The following is a 16,970-nucleotide window of genomic DNA, read 5'->3' as shown; positions in this document are numbered from 1 at the left end:
GATGAGAAGCTGAGGCGGGTGTCATATTTCATCCTTAATTGGTCAATACATGTGATTAGATACGGTTTGCTGCAGGATATAAGTTTCATCTATCTTTCATTCCTATGAAAATTTTTTGGGCCCGATATGGTTGACAGTCTATAGCCAGCATCGTATAATACAAAACGTAATAATAACGATTACGAACAAGACCAGAATAGAAATGGAGATATAACGAAATGAAATATTCGAAACAATCACTCCGCTTTACAGCGCTTAGTGTCCTTCTAACAGCTTTGTTAATTTTTGCGGCAGCATGTGGAAGTAATGCAAATATAGCTAATAATCCTGCTGATACTACCAATGCTGCGAATGATAGCAGCGTTAATAACGCTGTGGAAAAACAGCAAGTGAGCGTCGTAACGAGCTTTTATCCTTTATACTATTTAGCATCCGAGATCGGCGGAGAGCATGTGAAGGCTGTTAATTTGGTAGCTTCAGGCGTAGAGCCGCATGATTGGACACCGAAGAGCCGCGATTTGGATACGGCTTCGAATGCACAGTTGTTTCTGTATCATGGTGCTGGCCTGGAAGGCTGGGTTGACGATTTTCTAAAAGGCTTGTCCAAGGACAGCACGGTAGTAACGAAGGAAATGAGCGACGGCATTACCCTAATTGAAGGTACTGAAGAAGAGGAAGAGCACGCAGACGAACATGAGGATGAACATGCGAATGAGCATGCGGATGAGAAAGAGCATGACCACGGCGGTTTGGATCCTCATACTTGGGTTAGTCCTAAATCTGCACTCAAGCTGGCGGAAAATGTGAAAAACAGCTTAATCGAAGTCGATGCGGCAAACCAAGCCGATTATGAAAAAAATTATGATGCTCTTAAGCAAAAGCTGGAGGCGCTTGATGCGGATTACACCGCTAAGCTTGCACAAACGGCGAGTAAAGACATTGTCGTTTCGCATCAAGCTTTCGGCTATTTAGCAAGAGATTACGGGTTGAATCAGGTTGCTATTATGGGACTAAGCGCTGATGCCGAGCCTCGCGGTCAAGATTTGCTCGAAATAACAAAGTTTGTGAAAGAGAATAATGTGAAATATATTTTCTTCGAGGAGCTCGTTTCAGATCAGCTGGCGAAGACGCTTGCCGACGAAGCCGATGTTGATACATTGGTGCTTAATCCGCTTGAAGGGTTGACGCCGGAACAAGAGAAAGCGGGAGAAACGTATCTCTCGTTGATGGAACGAAACTTGCAAAATCTACTGCAAGCATTACAATAGAACAAAAGGCAAACCTGCGGAGCTGATTCAGCTCCGTATTGCTGTGAGGAGAGAAATTATGGCGCAACCGTACAAAATAGCAAATGCCGATTTTAACTGCCATCAAGAGGTTATTTCAATGGAAGACGTCTCCTTTTCTTTTCAACAGCAGACTGTCATTTCGAATCTCAGCTTCGCGGTGAAGGAACGGGACTTCATCGGTTTAATCGGCACGAATGGAGCCGGTAAGACAACGCTGCTGCGAATGATCGTTGGATTACTGAAGCCGACGCACGGTACGATCCGATTATTCGGCGAAAACATTGACAGGTTTAAGCAGTGGGAGCGTATCGGATATGTTCCTCAGAAAAATTCTTTTAATCCGTTATTTCCGGCTACCGTGCGTGAAGTCGTGCTGTCAGGGCTGCTTGGACGGAGCAAAATCTTTAAGAAGGTGACCAAGTCCGATTATATAAAATGCGAGGATGCGCTTCATGCGATGGGAATCGAGGATTTAAGCGGCAAGCGGATTGGACAGCTCTCGGGCGGCCAGCAGCAGCGCGTATTTCTGGCGAGGGCGCTCATAAACAACCCGTCACTGCTTATTTTGGATGAACCGACTGTAGGTATTGATACAGAGACACAGGAAAGCTTCTTCCATATGATTAAACACATGCATCAGCATCACAATATGACGTTTTTGATGGTATCGCATGATTTGGACATGATTCGTTCTTATCTGGGACAACAGCCGGCAGCTGAGAACGGAAAGCTGAAATTTCATATTAAGCATTCGCACGAGACGCAGAACTGCGTGGAGGACAACTTAGCTCACAGCTTGAAGGGGCTGAGAGAGCAAATGGAAAGCGGGAAAGAGGTTGTTTTGATTGGAGATCGTAACTAGTGAATTTTTTCAACGGGCCCTTATTGGCGGGTTGCTCATTGGCGTGACTGCACCGCTGATGGGCTTATTTCTTGTGCTGCGGAGGCTGGCTATGATCGGGGACACGTTGTCTCACGTATCGATTGCTGGTGTAGCGCTCGGTTTCTTAATCGGGGTATATCCGGTCGCCGTAGGCTTAATGTTCGCGATTGCTGCATCCTTCGCAATCGAAAAGCTTCGTAAGGCTTATAAAACGTATGCCGAGCTGTCAATTGCCATTATTATGTCCGGCGGGGTTGCACTGGCATCACTGCTCTTTACGATTGGCAAAGGCTTTAACGTAAATGTGAACAGCTATTTATTTGGCAGCATCTATACGCTGAACAATACGGATTTGTATGTTATTGGAGGCGTTACTGTTGTGGTGTTAATTGCCATTCGGACGCAGGTAAAAGAATTGTTCCTAATTACGTTTGATGAAGATGCGGCAGCGGTGAGCGGCTTGCCCGTCAAATTTTATAATGTTATGATTAGCGTGCTTACCGCACTCGTTATTAGTGTCTCTATTAAAATAGTCGGCGCTCTGCTTGTCTCAGCGCTGCTTACCATTCCGGCTGCTTGCAGTCTCATCATTGCCCGCAGCTTCCGTCAAAGCGTAATTACAGTCGTTATTGTAGGTGAACTGGCTGTAGTCATAGGATTGCTAATTGCCGGTATATGGAACTTGGCGCCGGGTGGTACCATTGTACTTTTGCTTATTGCGATTCTGCTCTTGCTTCTTGTGCTTAAGCGGGGTATACGAACCGGAAGTTGAATTGAATTGGGGTGAACAGGAGTGCCTGACATTAACATTTGGCTGGCTTTCGGCGCCGGCTTTGCATCATTTATTTCACCGTGCTGCTTGCCGTTGTATCCGTCCTATTTATCGTACATAACGGGTATCTCGGTAACGGATTTGAAGGAGAATAACAGCTCCAAACAAAAACGTATGCGGACGATGTCGCATACGCTGTTTTTCATTTTAGGCTTCTGTACTGTATACTACGCTTTGGGCTACGGCACGAATGTTTTTGCCGAAGTGTTCAGCGAATACAGGCAATTAATCCGGCAATTATCAGCCATTTTAATCATTTTGATGGGTCTGTTTCTCATTGGTTTATTTCAACCGCAGCTGCTTATGAAAGAGCGGCGGATGAATTTGATTCCGAAAAAAGCAAATTATATCAGTTCTTTTGTTTTCGGGATTGGCTTTTCCGCGGGATGGACTCCTTGCATGGGACCGGCATTAACGGCCATTTTGGGTCTGGCTGCAACAGAGCCTGGTACCTGGTTTCAATTAACGACTGCTTACGCGCTTGGCTTTGCAATTCCGTTTTTTGTGTTAGCCTTTTTCCTTGGCACAGCAAGGTGGATATTGAAGTATTCCTCTCTTGTCATGAAGATAGGGGGAGCGGTCATGATTTTAATGGGATTGCTGCTCTTTACCGACCAAATGACCAAAATTACAATATGGCTTAATCTTATTACGCCAGAATGGTTAACCTTTTAACATAGGCTGAAGCTTCTATGGCGCTAGGAGAACAGGTTGCAGTGAACGTAATGAACAGTGTATGATACATAGAGTAACGCCGAGGAAACAAGGTGAAGAAGTATGGTTAGGGGGTTCTTCAATGCCGACACCGAGCATGGAAGACTACTTGGAAAGAATTTATAAGCTCATTGATGAAAAAGGATATGCGCGTGTTTCGGATATTGCAGAAGGACTTGAGGTTCATCCTTCTTCGGTCACGAAAATGATTCAGAAGCTCGACAAAGATAATTATTTGATCTATGAAAAGTATCGCGGGTTAGTCCTGACGAATAAAGGCAAGAAAATGGGAAAAAGACTTGTCGACCGCCATCAGCTGTTAGAATCGTTTCTGACGACGATTGGCGTACAGGATGAAAATATTTATCAAGATGTTGAAGGTATCGAGCATCACTTAAGCTGGGACTCTATAACATGCATTGAAACATTGGTCGAGTATTTCCGCCGGGATTCGCAACGGCTGGACGAGCTCCGTGCGGTTCGGGCTGAGATGGACAGCGAGTAGTACATAAAGCGCAAGAAAACAAAAAGGTCTGCGGGCATCATGCCCGCAGACCTTTTTTGTTTTCTTGCTATGCTTTGCGTCATTAGTGATATTTAGGTAAATCGTCATCGTCCTTGCCGCCTTCAATAACGCGGAACGGCACCGTTTTAGAGCGTGGTTTATTTGTTTTGGTTTTGGCTGCGGCAGCGCGGCTTTGCTTGACCTGCGTACGACCCGATTTAGAGCCATACCCGCTGAGGAATGAAGGCGGGAACTTATATAGCAGGAAGATACCGCCAAGCACAACGATCGGAACGATAAATGCGCCAGGACTTCGGACTGCGCCATAAACCAGTCCGATACCTATTAATGCCAAAAATGCGATTGACCAAACATTCCATCTACGCGGCATTCTGCTCATTCTAAAGCCCGCCTTTCCTTGTTCACATTAAGATCGGTTCATTTGCTGATCAAGCTCGCGCATCCGGCTGAAAGAAGCAATGGAAACGGCAACTTGATCGTCTTGCGGTTCTTTTGTCGTTAGAAGCTGAAGCCACAAGCCCGGAAACCCGAGAAAGCGAAGCACTGGCGTTTCACGAAGTGCATTTGTCCAGCGGAGCACCTCGTACGAAATGCCAAGCACGAGCGGCAGCAGCAAGATACGGATATAAATACGCTCCCAGATCGTGTCCCATGTGAAAAACGGGAGCGAGTAGACGATAACACCGACTATTACTGTAAATACGATAAAGCTGGAACCGCAGCGATAGTGCAGCCTGCTGTATTTTTGTACGTTTTTTACCGTCAACTCTTCACCGGCTTCATAAGCGCTAATGACCTTGTGCTCGGCGCCGTGATATTGGAATAGACGCTTAATAATAGGAGTCATCGAAATAAAATACAAATACGCAAGCAATAATATGATTTTGATAAGTCCTTCTAATAAATTATGACCGACCTTGTTATCAAATACCCCAGCGAACAGCAATTCTTCTATTGCTGCGGGGGCTGCGGTAAAGATGAGCTTTCCGAAAATAAATGATAGTACGCCGGCAACTGCAACGCCTACTAACATACTGAGGCTCCAGCCGCTTGACTTCTTCTCTTCCTTCGCCCCTGTGGCTTGTTCTGCGTTCGAGCCTTCCTTTTGCTCACCGGCTTCATCCTCAGCATATGCCTCCATGGAGAAGTTCAAATGCTGGGAGCCTTTAGCGCTTGATTCTACGATCCCGACCACTCCGCGCAGAAGCGGTATTTTCTTCAATCGCTGCACCCACAGCTTGGATGTGCGGGGCACCTCGTAAAAAACAATTTCATCATTTTTGCGTCGGACAGCCGTTACGTTAACGTGTTTGCCAGCAAACATAACGCCTTCAATAACCGCTTGTCCGCCATATATACTTCTGGAGTCTTGCGGCAAGTGCTTGTCACCTTCCTTGAGTGGGTTATCGTCATGGATGTTGCGACGAATGCGCCTATAACTTTGTAAATCTATTGTACTTGATCTATCGGCCAATTGCCAACGCCAGCATCATCGCAGCATGTTGAACGGAAAGGAGACGGACGGTTACGGTTCGGTATTATTTCACATACTAAGCAGGATATGAATGGATATAAGATTGGAGGTTATGTAATTTGACAGTACAAAAGCACGAAGGCCACGATTATAAACAGCACCATACGAATCCCTGGATCTACTCGATTAAAATCGGTTTTTTTGCGGGACTCATTTGGGGAACGATCCGCTGGTTGTTTTATGAAATGAAATTTACGATTGAGAGTCCCGGATTTGCTGTCTATCCGTTTTTTCAGCCTGCCTTTCTGAAATCGGGATGGGGAGTGCTTGTCGGTATATGCAGCTTTATTCTGGTCTCTATAGCTGCGGCTGTCCTTTATAAAATAGTACTGGGGCGAATTCGCGGTCCATGGCCAGGCGTTGGCTACGGTCTTGTGTGGTGGGCTATTATATTTATTGGAATAGGACCACTATTCGGTATGACCAAGAGCATTACGATAGCAGGCTGGAATACACTATATACCGAGTTATGCGTATTTCTGCTTTGGGGTGTTTTTATCGGTTATTCAATCGCCTTTGAGTTTACGGATGAAGCATCGCGGGAACCAATCAAGATGCACTGACGACTTCTACTTCTCAAGCAGCGGGCATTTGTGGTAAAATGGCTAATGATCTTTGACGCTACAACGGATTCGGTTGCTTGGGAGGTGCATTTATGCACAAAATTGTAGTTTTAAACGGTCCGAACCTGAATATGCTGGGTATTCGCGAGCCAGGCGTGTATGGGACAGAAACGCTCGCATTCATTGAATCGCTCTTGAAGGATAAAGCGGAGGCGCTTGGCGCCGAGGTTGAATTTTTCCAAACGAATCATGAGGGCGAAATGATTGATCGAATACATAGTGTATATGGCAAAGCCGACGGCATTGTTATTAATCCCGGCGCTTGGACGCACTACAGCTATGCACTGCGCGATGCGCTTAGTACGGTAGGCTTGCCGGTCGTTGAGGTACACATGTCGAACATTCACAAAAGAGAAACGTTTCGCCATGTTTCGGTCGTTGCTGCGATTTCGGTCGGTCAAATAGCCGGCTTTGGCTCTCACAGCTACGAGCTGGGTCTTACTGCGCTCGTGCGCCATTTGCAAAATTCGTAATGCGAATAGGGAAAGGGTGAGACGGTTATGCCTAACGCAAGAGTAAAGCGTCTTCGTCAACTGCTTGAGGAACAAGGCTTGGAAGCTATATTAATTGGAAGCAAGCATAACCGCCGTTATATCAGCGGCTTTACCGGCTCCTCAGGCATGGTGCTTATCACGCAAGCCGAAAGCTATTTGTTGACTGATTTCCGCTATCGCTCGCAGGCGCCGCAGCAAGCGGCCGGCTTTCAAATTGTGGAGCATGGGCCCAGCCCGCTTGAAAATGTTCGCGAGCTTTTAAACCAGCACAAGCTGACGAAGCTGGCATTTGAACAAGACCACGTCGTATACGGCGAATTTACAGCTTGGACGAAAACGTTGTCCGGCATTGCGCTTGAGCCTGTTTCAGGGCTTGTTGAACGTCTTCGCATCATTAAGGATGAAGCCGAACTGCAAATTATGCAGGAAGCGGCAGCTCTTGCTGACAGCACGTTCAACCATATTTTGAAGCTTATCCATACGGGTGTTCGTGAGACGGATATTGCGCTTGAAATGGAAGTGTATATGCGCAGCCATGGCGCCACATCGTCTTCCTTCGATACAATCGTAGCCTCAGGTGAACGGTCGGCATTGCCGCATGGTGTAGCGAGCGATCGTATGATCGGCACAAATGAATTTGTAAAGCTCGATTTTGGTGCCTATTACAACGGTTATTGCTCCGATTTGACACGAACCGTCGTTGTCGGAACACCGACAGATAAGCATCGTGAAATTTACAATATCGTGCTTGAAGCGCAGCTGCATGCACTGGAGCATATTAAGCCGGGCATGAGCGGCCGGGAAGCGGACGCGTTAACTCGCGATGTTATTACGAAATATGGCTATGGCGATCATTTCGGACACGGTACAGGACATGGACTTGGCATGGAAATTCATGAAGCGCCAAGATTGTCTAAATTAAGCGACACGATTTTAACCCCCGGCATGACCGTAACGGTAGAACCCGGCATATATTTACCCGGCTTCGGCGGGGTACGTATTGAGGACGATATCGTCATTACGGAAACCGGTATTAAAATATTAACCTCATCCCCGAAAGACTTGATCATTTTGGGCTGAGGACTATTCATTCAGGAGGGAATCAGCATTGATTTCAGTAAACGACTTTAAAACAGGATTAACCGTACAAGTAGACACAGATATTTTCACCGTTCTTGACTTTCAACACGTAAAACCGGGAAAAGGCGCAGCATTCGTGCGCTCCAAGCTGAAAAACCTGCGCAATGGCAACGTTGTTGAGAAAACGTTTCGTGCTGGTGAAAGCATTGGACGAGCTATCATCGAAAACCGTGAAGTACAATATTTGTACAACTCCGGTTCGGAATACACGTTCATGGATAACGAAACGTTTGACCAGTTCAACCTGGACAAGAAGCAGCTGGAATGGGAATTGAACTTTTTGAAAGAAAACATGAATGTTAACATTTCGAGCTACCAAGGCGAAATTCTTGGCATTCAAATGCAAAACAGCGTTGAGCTGAAGGTTATTGAGACTGAGCCGGGCGTAAAAGGCAACACAGCGCAAGGCGCAACAAAAAACGCTAAGGTAGAAACTGGTCTTAACGTACAAGTGCCATTGTTCATCAACGAAGGCGACGTTTTGCTTATCGATACCCGCGAAGGTAAATACATTTCGCGCGCATAGCAGTGATCTGACCGTCCGATCGTTTCGGACGGTTTTTTTGCAGGCGGATATACCCATGTGGCAGACTTTTGTGGTATAATATTGTCTTGTATGTATATGTCAAGGTTGGGAGTGAATCAGCTTTGTCGTTGATAGTGATGAAGTTTGGCGGCAGCTCCGTTGGAACGCCGGAGCGGATGCAGCGTGTAGCGAAGCGAATAATTGAGAGGCAGCAAGAGGGCAACGATATCGTTGTCGTCGTTTCTGCTATGGGTGATACGACAGATGATTTAATCGATCAGTCGAAGCAGCTTAATCCGAACCCGCCGGCGCGGGAGATGGATATGCTGCTTACGGTTGGTGAGCAAATATCGATTGCTTTGCTATCGATGACGATTCACCAGTCCGGCCACCGCGCGGTTTCCTTTACCGGCTGGCAGGCAGGTATTCGGACGGAAGCGGTGCACGGTAAAGCGAAAATGACCAACATTCATCCTGAGCGTGTGTTTAAAGCACTGGAGCAGGGCAATGTTGCCATAATTGCAGGTTTTCAGGGGATGACGGAAGAAGGGGAAATCACGACGCTCGGCCGGGGTGGATCTGACACGACTGCGGTTGCTATGGCAGCGGCTATGAATGCTGATGTTTGTGAAATTTACACGGACGTGGACGGCATTTATTCGACAGATCCTCGCGTTGTGAAGAATGCTCGCAAGCTGAATGAAATTTCCTATGATGAAATGCTTGAGCTTGCTAATTTGGGCGCAGCGGTGCTTCATCCGCGCGCGGTGGAGTATGCAAAGCATAACAACGTTAAGCTAGTTGTACGCTCAAGCTTTACCCAAAACGAAGGTACTAGTGTGAAGGAGGAAGCGGTCATGGAGCAAGGCGTGGTCGTTCGCGGCATCGCGTTTGACAAAAATGTAGCTAGAATTAGTATAATGGGCGTTGAAGATGTTCCTGGTGTTCTTGCGAACGTATTTGGCGCATTGGCAAACAACGGCATCGATGTTGACATTATCGTGCAAAGCGGTGTTCAGGACGGCAAAGCCGACTTCTCCTTCACCGTTTCCGGAGATGATAAAGACAAAGCAATTAGAGTCATCGAAGGTATTCGCAGCACCGTATCTTTCCGCGAAGCAACATCCGAAGCGGACTTAGTGAAGGTATCGATCGTTGGAGCGGGCATGGTGAGCAACCCGGGCGTTGCAGCGAAAATGTTTGCGACGATTTCTTCACTCGGCGTAAGCATTAAGATGGTAAGCACGTCTGAAATTAAGTGCTCCTGTGTAATTACAGCTGAGCCTTTGAACGACGTTGTGCGTGCTCTTCATACGGCATATGGTCTTGATACGGCTGATCAAGTATTTGTTGGCGGCCCGCAGGAACGTCGTTAATTTTCCGCAAAACCGGGTTTGCAACTTATTTATTCTTATATTTTAATAAAAAAGGCTCGTTCCGGTAACGGAACGGGCCTTTTTGTTACAAGAGGCAAGCTAACCGCCTATCAGCTTGAACAGCTTGTACAATAAAGCTGTAATTCCAGCTGCCATAAGAGGTCCAACCGGTACGCCGCGCAAAAAAACAATGCCGACGATGGAACCTAGAACGAGACCGACGATAATTTGCGGATCGATACGCAGCAGATCCAGCCCTTTGCCGTTAATGTAAGTTGCAGCCGCGCCGCCGATTAAGGCGAGCCACCCCGGCCAAGTAGTTAAAACGGCAGCTATATCTTTTGGGTGGATACGTCCCGAAGCGAACGGAACTAGAACGCTAAAGGTTAGAAACAGCAGGCCGAGCTCCAATCCTCGCCGTTCAATAGAAGGAAGAAACCGTTCCAAATGAACAAGCTTTACGGCTAGTAAAATACAAGCGGCAGTCGCTATGATAGGAGATCGGCCGACTAACCCAATGATAATTAATGCTACTAGAACGATTTCTCCAGCCATTGCAAGAACTCCTCATAGGGCAGAATGAAAGCAGCGCATCTTATGCTGCACTGCTACATTATATGGACAGCCCTCTTCGGTTATGTCTAATTTAGGCACGCATTAACAGATCGCCATTCAATCTCGGAACAACCTGATAGATATCAACGGAAGAGCAAGCCTCGATATCACGCTTCATCCCAAGCTTCAATAATCGCTTCCCAGTCATTCCATTCGTAATCGTTTCTCTTATTAATGTAGAGCGATGTCGATAAAGTGCAAGCATAGCCGTACCAAAATCATCCATTTCTAAGCCTACGCCGCTTATAGTATGCAGCTTATCAAGTACGAGTCCGGCGCACAAACCATCCTCAATCGCAAATTCATCATGGCTTCCTGCGCACAAAATAACGACATCCCGCCGCAGCTCAATAGCTGTGCGAGCGCAAGCCTCTGCGTTTAAGATGGATGCAGTCAGCACATGATCCGCGCGCATCGCTTTATGAATGGCCCGGGTTCCGTTCGTTGTGGTCAGAACAACTCGCCGTCCGGCGACGACTTGCTCTGTGTACTCATCAGGCGAATTTCCCAGGTCGAAGCCAGCGATTTTTCGGCAAAAGCGTTCGCCGCCGAGTAAGTCGCCCGGGCGTTGCAGCGCTCGCGCTTCCATCACGGTTTCCGCGGGAATGACGCACAAGGCACCTGCTGCTATAGCGGTAATGATGGTGCTTGTTGCTCTAAGCACATCGATTATAATGGCCGTTTTGTGATGAAACCTTGCGGAGCTGGCTTCATTCACACTTGATATAACCTGGACTTGCATGTTTTTTTACCGCCCTTCTATTCTATGGACTTCTATTGAAGTGCCATCACTCTTACTTAAATCATGTAGTAATTGGGTTCAGAGACATGGCCAAACTCAAACGTGTCTGAGCGCAAACCCCGACGCATTGCTTCTAGTGCCAGTACGTCTGAGGGTGCGATATTGCCGAGATGAACGTTAGCGCCAAACTGCTTCAATAAATAGACTTGCTGCTGTTTTAATGGGGCTTCCCACATTAGTCGGCTGCTGTCGCTTACTTTGGACAGCACTTGCTCCAGCGTATCCTCACGGCATTGCCCTTCTTCATCAAACAGGCCGACATCGAGCCCCGATTCGCGTGCTTCCACCGTTACGAGCATGGAGCCTGCCTCCCAGTCGCATTCAGCAGTGAAAGCAAGCTCGTTTGGATCGATCGTTGATCCGGCGGCTTTTTTTCCATATTCGGTAACGACATACAAACCGCGTTTAATGCCTTCTTTTATAAGAGCAGTTCTGCGTTTGCGGTCCAATTCTATTGTGCCGTCCGAAACCTCGATTCCATTAAATCCTAACGAACAAATCGTATCCATAAATGAGCTTACGTTCTGCTGCTGTATAGCTGTCTCCAGCAAAGTGCCTCCAGGCATGATTATGAGTCCCTGCTCCGTTGCAAGCTTCAGCTTATGCCTGAGCAATTCTGGAGCGTAAAGGACGGAGGTACCGAATGCGAGCTTCACAATATCGGCATAAGGGCCAGCTAGCTGAATAAAATCCGAAAATAAATTCGGACCTATCCCTTTATCAATGACCATCGTCTGTCCATTACGGTTCATTCGTCCTGCAGTGCGCCTTCCGCTCGGGTCTTGCAGAAGGTGGTGCCACTCTTCAACAGTTGCGGTTCTCATCATCTTTCGCTCCTCGCGCTGTCATTATTGGTTTAATGAGCTAACCAATTGTTTACTATATGCGGCTGCGGGTAGGCAGGTGCCCGGCATGAAAGGCAGACAAGCGTGCATATAAATAAAAAACAATTGCATTTATGAAGGGAGGTCGTTTGCCCATGCTCAATAAAATTGTTTTGACGATGGCTTCGCTGCGTCTTGCTTCAGGCACTATCGAAATTTGCGCTGCGCTTCTCATGCTTCGATTAAACCAAATCGATAAAGCGCTAGTCGTTAATTCTTCACTTGCGTTAGTAGGTCCTCTCATTCTTATCGCCACGACAACAGTTGGACTAGTCGGTCTGTCAGACAAGCTGTCGCCGTCCAAGTTTATTTGGGTAGCTGCCGGCGTCATTTGTTTGATGATCGGTATTTTAAAAAAATAATAGACTGTAAATCTAGTAAACGGATGACTTGTGGAGTCATATTTTCACCTGGCAAGCATACAAATAGGAACTACGAAGGACAAACATCCGGGAGTGATGATTGCATGCTGGCACGCGTGGTACACTTGCTGCCTTTGGAGCTAAAGACGTTGCTGGAGCGCCTTCCTGATCAAATGCAGGAGCAGCTGGAAGAAATCCGGATAAGAGAGGGACGTCCGCTTGAAATCGGGTTTCGCGGTCAATCGCGGTTTATGATGGCTGACGGTTCGCTGCGGCATACGGCGGATGGCGCATACAAGCCATCCGCCGATACATGCCGTAAGCTTCTCGAACGTATTACCAATTACTCCTTATATGCAATGGAGGAGGAGCTGCGTAGAGGATTTATTACGGTATCGGGCGGACACCGCATTGGATTAGCGGGTAGGACGATACTGGACAGCGGCGTGGTGCGAGGCATTCGCGATATTGGCGCTTTCAATATCAGGGTAGCCAGAGAGGTGATCGGCGCCAGCACCCATTTGCTGCCAAAGCTGGTCGATCGAACGAGGAAGACGTTACATTCCACACTCATATTAGCACCTCCTCAGCAAGGGAAAACGACGCTTGTACGCGACATCGCAAGATCCGTTAGCTACGGCTTATGGCCAGCTCTTGAAACGAGTGGCTGGCAAGGCAGAAAGGTCGGAATCGTAGACGAACGTTCCGAAATTGCGGCTTGTGTACGCGGGATACCGACATTCGACGTTGGACCGAGAACCGATGTGATGGACGCATGTCCGAAAGCCGAAGGAATGATGATGCTGCTAAGGTCTATGTCTCCTGAGGTGCTGATTGCCGATGAGATCGGACGGCCGGAGGATGGGGAGGCCATCCGTGAAGCAAGCCATGCAGGAATCAGCGTAGTCGCGACAGCGCATGCTTACGATTTGCAGGATGCTAGAGGAAGACCCGTGCTGCAAAGATTGCTGGACGAAGGTGCATTTACTTACATCGTTGAGCTGAAGCGGACAGTAGAAGGGATTATGCACCGCGTCGTATCAGCGAATACAATTGGACGGGCCGCAACCGCTCGTGAAGCTTCTGCTGCCCATCACCGTCAGCCAGTCGATTCGGCACCTGTATCCTCAGGACGGTTTAGAGCTGATGACCCTTGATTAAGCTGCTTGGAGCGGTTCTTATCTTGTTCGCGGGTACGATGATTGGCTTTCAGCAGGCGGCAAAATTTGCCGAACGTCCGCGTCAGCTGCGTCAGCTCGCACACGCGCTGCAGAGGCTGGAGACGGAAATCGGCTATGGACACACCCCGCTGCCGGAGGCGCTTGAAAGAACAGCTGCGGCAACGCCAGAACCGCTTTCGGCACTATTTCGCAAAGCGGCTAGCGGGATCTTGGAAACGGAAAGCATGACTTTCCGCGACAGCTGGGAACAGGCGATCAAATCGCACTGGGGGACAACTTCTATGCGCAGCAATGAGCAGTCGGTGTTGATCAGATTAGGATCAACGCTTGGAATAAGCGATAAGGAAGATCAAATGAAGCATATACGTCTAGCACTGTTGCAGCTGAAAGCAGAGGAGGACGCAGCGAGAGACGATCAAGGGCGTTACGAGAAAATGTGGAAAAGTCTCGGTATTTTGATCGCTGTGCTGATCGTCATTTTGATGGTGTAATGGGGTGCCGCACAGATGAACATGGATGTGAGCGCCATTTTCCAAATAGCCGGAATCGGAATTGTGATCGCTATGATCCATACGGTTTTGAAGCAGATGGGAAAGGAAGATATGGCGCATTGGGTTACGCTAATCGGATTCGTTGTCGTAATGTTTATGGTCGTTCGGCTTCTCAATGATTTGTTCCAGGAAATAAAAACGATATTTTTGTTCCAGTAGACGTCTCCAGATGGACGTGCAAGCAAGTAGGTGAGCAAAATGGAAATGATTCAAATCGTCGGCCTCGGCCTGATGGCTACAGTACTTATACTTGTCGTTCGGGAGCAGAAGCCGATGTTCGCTTTTTTGCTCGCCGCATTTACAGGCTTGTTCATCTTTCTGTATGTAATCGGCAAAATCGAAATCGTCATTTCCACTCTTGAGGATTTGGCTAGTCGATCGGGCATCCCTTCCATTTACTTGAAGACGGTATTAAAAATAATCGGGATCGCGTACATTGCGGAGTTCGGAGCACAAATCGTAAGGGACGCTGGTCAAGAGAGTATTGCTTCAAAAATTGAATTTGCCGGCAAAGTGTTTATTCTCGTCATGGCCGTTCCGATTATTAGCGTTATTGTCGAGACGGTTATTGGCTTGCTGCCGGACGGGGGCTGAGGCCAATGATAAAGCTCTCTTCCACCCGAGAAGGGATCAAGCTGCTGCTCTGCGCCCTTATAGGTTCCTTTCTCTTCACTTTCGTTCCGGTTATCGGTTATGCGGGAGCAGGGACCTCTGAGCCAAATGATCAGATCAAGCCGGATCAATTATCCGAAGAGCTTGCGGCTCAGCAATTGGATGGACTGGAAACGGAAGCAGTCGAGTCCTATTGGAACAAGCTTCGCAGCGAATACGGAGGTTTTTTTCCGGATCAGCGTGTACCGAGCTTTATGGAAATGATAATTCCAGGCGGCGATGGCTTGAAGCTGACAGATATGCTTAAGGGCTTGCTCAAGTATATGTGGCACGAGGTACTGTATAACGGCAAGCTGCTTGTAACGATTGTTATGCTGACTGTTTTCAGCATGGTACTGGAAACGCTGCAGAACGCTTTTGAACGTAACGCAGTAAGTAAGGTAGCCTACTCGATTACTTATATGGTGCTTATCATAATAGCCGTTAACAGCTTCCATGTTGCAATCGGCTATGCGAAGGGCGCAATTGAGAGCATGATTCAATTCATGCTTGCGATGGTGCCTCTGCTGCTTACGCTGCTTGCTTCGATGGGAAATGTCGTCACCGTATCCGTGCTGCATCCGCTCATTATATTTATGATTCACGCAGTTGGGACGCTCATCTATACGGTTGTATTTCCGCTACTATTCTTCTCGGCGGTGCTGCATATTGTAAGCGCACTGACAGATAAGTTTAAGGTTACCCAGCTTGCGAATCTGCTTCGGACGATCGGCGTAGCGGTAATGGGAGTGCTGATCACTTTATTTCTTAGCGCCGTTTCCGTTCAAGGAGCGACGGGAGCGGTAACAGACGGGGTTACGCTGCGAACGGCAAAATTCGTAACAGGCAACTTCGTTCCAGTCGTCGGCAGAATGTTCTCGGATGCGGCTGATACTGTCGTTTCAGCATCGATTCTAGCCAAAAATGCAATCGGACTAGCCGGCGTCATCATCCTGCTGTTCATAAGCGCGTTTCCTGCCATCAAAATATTAACGTTAGCGCTCATCTACAACATATCTGCTGCTGTCATGCAGCCGCTGGGAAATTCTCCAATCGTGAACTGCTTGCAGACGATAGGTAAAACAATGATTTATGTGTTTGCTGCGCTAGCGGCTGTCAGCCTTATGTTTTTCCTGGCCGTTACGATTATTTTGACGGCGGGAAATGCGGCGCTCATGGTTCGCTGAGGAAGGAGTCGAATGCTGTGGTTGCTTGGTTAAGCGACTGGCTGAGAGATATTATCGCGGTTATATTGCTTGCGGTGATTGTCGAGCTGCTGCTGCCAAATAAAGCAATGCAGCGGTATGCGAGGCTCGTCGTCGGATTATTTATTTTACTAACGATTTTGTCGCCGATTCTGAAACTCATTCAAAGCGATATTGGTACGAAGCTTGATGAAGGCATGGATGAGTGGAGCAGGTCGGCGACGACCAAGGAAGTGCAGATGCCAGGCTTGGATCAGATTAGGCGGGATGCAGAGCGGTTAAGCGAGAAGCGTGAACTGGAAGCGGCCAAGCTTACGGAGCGGACGCTCGAGGATTCAATCAAAAGCGAGCTTACAGAGCGAACGAAAGCACCGGTGGACAGCGTTGACGCAGTGCTGAAGTGGGCGGCGGTGTCTGGGCGACAGACGCCTTACATCAGTGAAGTAACCGTCACGCTAAAATCAGCCGATAATCAAGCTGGATTGGTTCGTGAAGGCACTCAAGTAGAAGATGTGTCACCTGTTGCGGTTGATATTGAGATTGAACGTATTGACGAGGGTGAAGCTGGGGCCATTCCGGCGGAATCTGGCACTGACTCAGAAAACGTACAGAAGCAGGAGCGCGATGATGAGAAATGGATTGGGGCAGAACCGGCTACAGCTGCAGCAATCAGCACACTAATCATACAAGGTTGGGGTGTAGACGCCAATCATATAGTTGTTCGACAGCCGGTAGAACAAAGCAATTCAAAATAAAAAAGCGCGAATGGAGAGGAGGTATGG

22 protein-coding genes are annotated in these 16,970 nt (G+C 47.8%); 17 read left to right on the top strand and 5 right to left on the bottom strand.

Going from position 1 to position 16,970, the window contains the following annotated elements:
• Window positions 1–218: 218 nt before the first annotated feature.
• The 5 genes from DFP97_RS04250 (at window position 219) to mntR (ending at window position 4,223) form a co-directional block, all read left to right on the top strand.
• A complete protein-coding gene (locus DFP97_RS04250) occupies window positions 219–1,268 on the top strand; it encodes a metal ABC transporter solute-binding protein, Zn/Mn family (RefSeq protein ID WP_114378724.1) in 1,050 nt (349 codons plus the stop codon).
• Window positions 1,269–1,326: 58 nt separating this feature from the next.
• Window positions 1,327–2,151 (top strand): metal ABC transporter ATP-binding protein, encoded by an 825-nt coding sequence (locus DFP97_RS04245; RefSeq protein WP_114378723.1) that lies wholly within the window; start codon window positions 1,327–1,329, stop codon window positions 2,149–2,151.
• Window positions 2,135–2,944: a metal ABC transporter permease gene (locus DFP97_RS04240; RefSeq protein ID WP_114378722.1), complete on the top strand. Its 810-nt coding sequence runs from the start codon at window positions 2,135–2,137 to the stop codon at window positions 2,942–2,944. The genes DFP97_RS04245 and DFP97_RS04240 overlap by 17 nt, the downstream gene beginning before the upstream one ends.
• 21 nt (window positions 2,945–2,965) lie before the next feature.
• Window positions 2,966–3,679 carry a cytochrome c biogenesis CcdA family protein gene (locus DFP97_RS04235; protein ID WP_114378721.1) on the top strand — a complete coding sequence of 238 codons (714 nt, stop codon included), beginning with the start codon at window positions 2,966–2,968 and terminating at the stop codon, window positions 3,677–3,679.
• A gap of 121 nt (window positions 3,680–3,800) precedes the next feature.
• The gene (gene mntR, locus DFP97_RS04230) at window positions 3,801–4,223 is read left to right on the top strand and encodes a transcriptional regulator MntR (RefSeq protein WP_114378720.1); all 423 of its coding nucleotides are present in this window, start codon (window positions 3,801–3,803) and stop codon (window positions 4,221–4,223) included.
• A gap of 82 nt (window positions 4,224–4,305) precedes the next feature.
• On the opposite strand, the gene DFP97_RS04225 is transcribed toward mntR, so the two are convergent.
• Both DFP97_RS04225 and DFP97_RS04220 read right to left on the bottom strand, forming a co-directional pair.
• A complete protein-coding gene (locus DFP97_RS04225; RefSeq protein ID WP_114378719.1) occupies window positions 4,306–4,623 on the bottom strand; it encodes an MlaD/PqiB family protein in 318 nt (105 codons plus the stop codon).
• A gap of 27 nt (window positions 4,624–4,650) precedes the next feature.
• Window positions 4,651–5,622, bottom strand: coding sequence for a DUF1385 domain-containing protein (locus tag DFP97_RS04220; protein ID WP_114378718.1), 972 nt, complete (start codon window positions 5,620–5,622; stop codon window positions 4,651–4,653).
• Window positions 5,623–5,837: 215 nt separating this feature from the next.
• On the opposite strand from DFP97_RS04220, the gene DFP97_RS04215 reads away from it, so the two are divergent.
• From DFP97_RS04215 to DFP97_RS04195, 5 genes are all read left to right on the top strand, one after another.
• On the top strand, window positions 5,838–6,341 hold the full coding sequence (locus DFP97_RS04215) for a YqhR family membrane protein (RefSeq protein ID WP_114378717.1): 504 nt from the start codon (window positions 5,838–5,840) through the stop codon (window positions 6,339–6,341).
• A 92-nt stretch (window positions 6,342–6,433) separates the two neighbouring features.
• Window positions 6,434–6,874, top strand: a complete 441-nt coding sequence (gene aroQ / locus DFP97_RS04210) for a type II 3-dehydroquinate dehydratase (protein ID WP_114378716.1) — start codon at window positions 6,434–6,436, stop codon at window positions 6,872–6,874.
• A gap of 27 nt (window positions 6,875–6,901) precedes the next feature.
• On the top strand, window positions 6,902–7,975 hold the full coding sequence (locus DFP97_RS04205; protein ID WP_114378715.1) for a M24 family metallopeptidase: 1,074 nt from the start codon (window positions 6,902–6,904) through the stop codon (window positions 7,973–7,975).
• Between the two features lie 28 nt (window positions 7,976–8,003).
• Window positions 8,004–8,561: an elongation factor P gene (gene efp / locus DFP97_RS04200; protein WP_114378714.1), complete on the top strand. Its 558-nt coding sequence runs from the start codon at window positions 8,004–8,006 to the stop codon at window positions 8,559–8,561.
• Between the two features lie 122 nt (window positions 8,562–8,683).
• A complete protein-coding gene (locus DFP97_RS04195; protein ID WP_114378713.1) occupies window positions 8,684–9,937 on the top strand; it encodes an aspartate kinase in 1,254 nt (417 codons plus the stop codon).
• Window positions 9,938–10,036: 99 nt separating this feature from the next.
• On the opposite strand, the gene DFP97_RS04190 is transcribed toward DFP97_RS04195, so the two are convergent.
• The 3 genes from DFP97_RS04190 to comA form a co-directional block, all read right to left on the bottom strand.
• Window positions 10,037–10,492: a DUF441 domain-containing protein gene (locus tag DFP97_RS04190; protein WP_114378712.1), complete on the bottom strand. Its 456-nt coding sequence runs from the start codon at window positions 10,490–10,492 to the stop codon at window positions 10,037–10,039.
• 91 nt (window positions 10,493–10,583) lie between these two features.
• Complete coding sequence (locus tag DFP97_RS04185; RefSeq protein WP_114378711.1) at window positions 10,584–11,294, bottom strand: 2-phosphosulfolactate phosphatase; 711 nt, start codon at window positions 11,292–11,294, stop codon at window positions 10,584–10,586.
• Window positions 11,295–11,350: 56 nt separating this feature from the next.
• Complete coding sequence (gene comA, locus DFP97_RS04180; protein ID WP_114378710.1) at window positions 11,351–12,178, bottom strand: phosphosulfolactate synthase; 828 nt, start codon at window positions 12,176–12,178, stop codon at window positions 11,351–11,353.
• A gap of 155 nt (window positions 12,179–12,333) precedes the next feature.
• Between comA and DFP97_RS04175 the strand changes: the two genes are divergently transcribed.
• The 7 genes from DFP97_RS04175 (at window position 12,334) to spoIIIAF (ending at window position 16,943) form a co-directional block, all read left to right on the top strand.
• On the top strand, window positions 12,334–12,600 hold the full coding sequence (locus DFP97_RS04175; RefSeq protein WP_181873353.1) for a YqhV family protein: 267 nt from the start codon (window positions 12,334–12,336) through the stop codon (window positions 12,598–12,600).
• A 104-nt stretch (window positions 12,601–12,704) separates the two neighbouring features.
• On the top strand, window positions 12,705–13,757 hold the full coding sequence (gene spoIIIAA, locus DFP97_RS04170) for a stage III sporulation protein AA (protein WP_114378708.1): 1,053 nt from the start codon (window positions 12,705–12,707) through the stop codon (window positions 13,755–13,757).
• Window positions 13,754–14,272 carry a stage III sporulation protein SpoIIIAB gene (spoIIIAB, locus tag DFP97_RS04165; RefSeq protein ID WP_114378707.1) on the top strand — a complete coding sequence of 173 codons (519 nt, stop codon included), beginning with the start codon at window positions 13,754–13,756 and terminating at the stop codon, window positions 14,270–14,272. The genes spoIIIAA and spoIIIAB overlap by 4 nt, the downstream gene beginning before the upstream one ends.
• A 15-nt stretch (window positions 14,273–14,287) precedes the next feature.
• Window positions 14,288–14,491, top strand: a complete 204-nt coding sequence (gene spoIIIAC / locus DFP97_RS04160) for a stage III sporulation protein AC (RefSeq protein ID WP_114378706.1) — start codon at window positions 14,288–14,290, stop codon at window positions 14,489–14,491.
• Window positions 14,492–14,530: 39 nt separating this feature from the next.
• Window positions 14,531–14,926 carry a stage III sporulation protein AD gene (gene spoIIIAD, locus DFP97_RS04155; RefSeq protein WP_114378705.1) on the top strand — a complete coding sequence of 132 codons (396 nt, stop codon included), beginning with the start codon at window positions 14,531–14,533 and terminating at the stop codon, window positions 14,924–14,926.
• Between the two features lie 5 nt (window positions 14,927–14,931).
• Complete coding sequence (gene spoIIIAE / locus DFP97_RS04150; protein ID WP_114378704.1) at window positions 14,932–16,170, top strand: stage III sporulation protein AE; 1,239 nt, start codon at window positions 14,932–14,934, stop codon at window positions 16,168–16,170.
• Window positions 16,171–16,187: 17 nt separating this feature from the next.
• Entirely contained in the window at window positions 16,188–16,943 is a 756-nt protein-coding gene (gene spoIIIAF, locus DFP97_RS04145) for a stage III sporulation protein AF (RefSeq protein WP_181873352.1), read from the top strand.
• Window positions 16,944–16,970 lie beyond the last annotated feature (27 nt).

Source organism: Paenibacillus prosopidis (assembly GCF_003337375.1).
Taxonomy (GTDB): Bacteria; Bacillota; Bacilli; order Paenibacillales; family Paenibacillaceae; genus Pristimantibacillus; species Pristimantibacillus prosopidis.
Note: the sequence above shows the minus strand (reverse complement) of the source record. Positions and strands in the feature narration are given on the sequence as shown.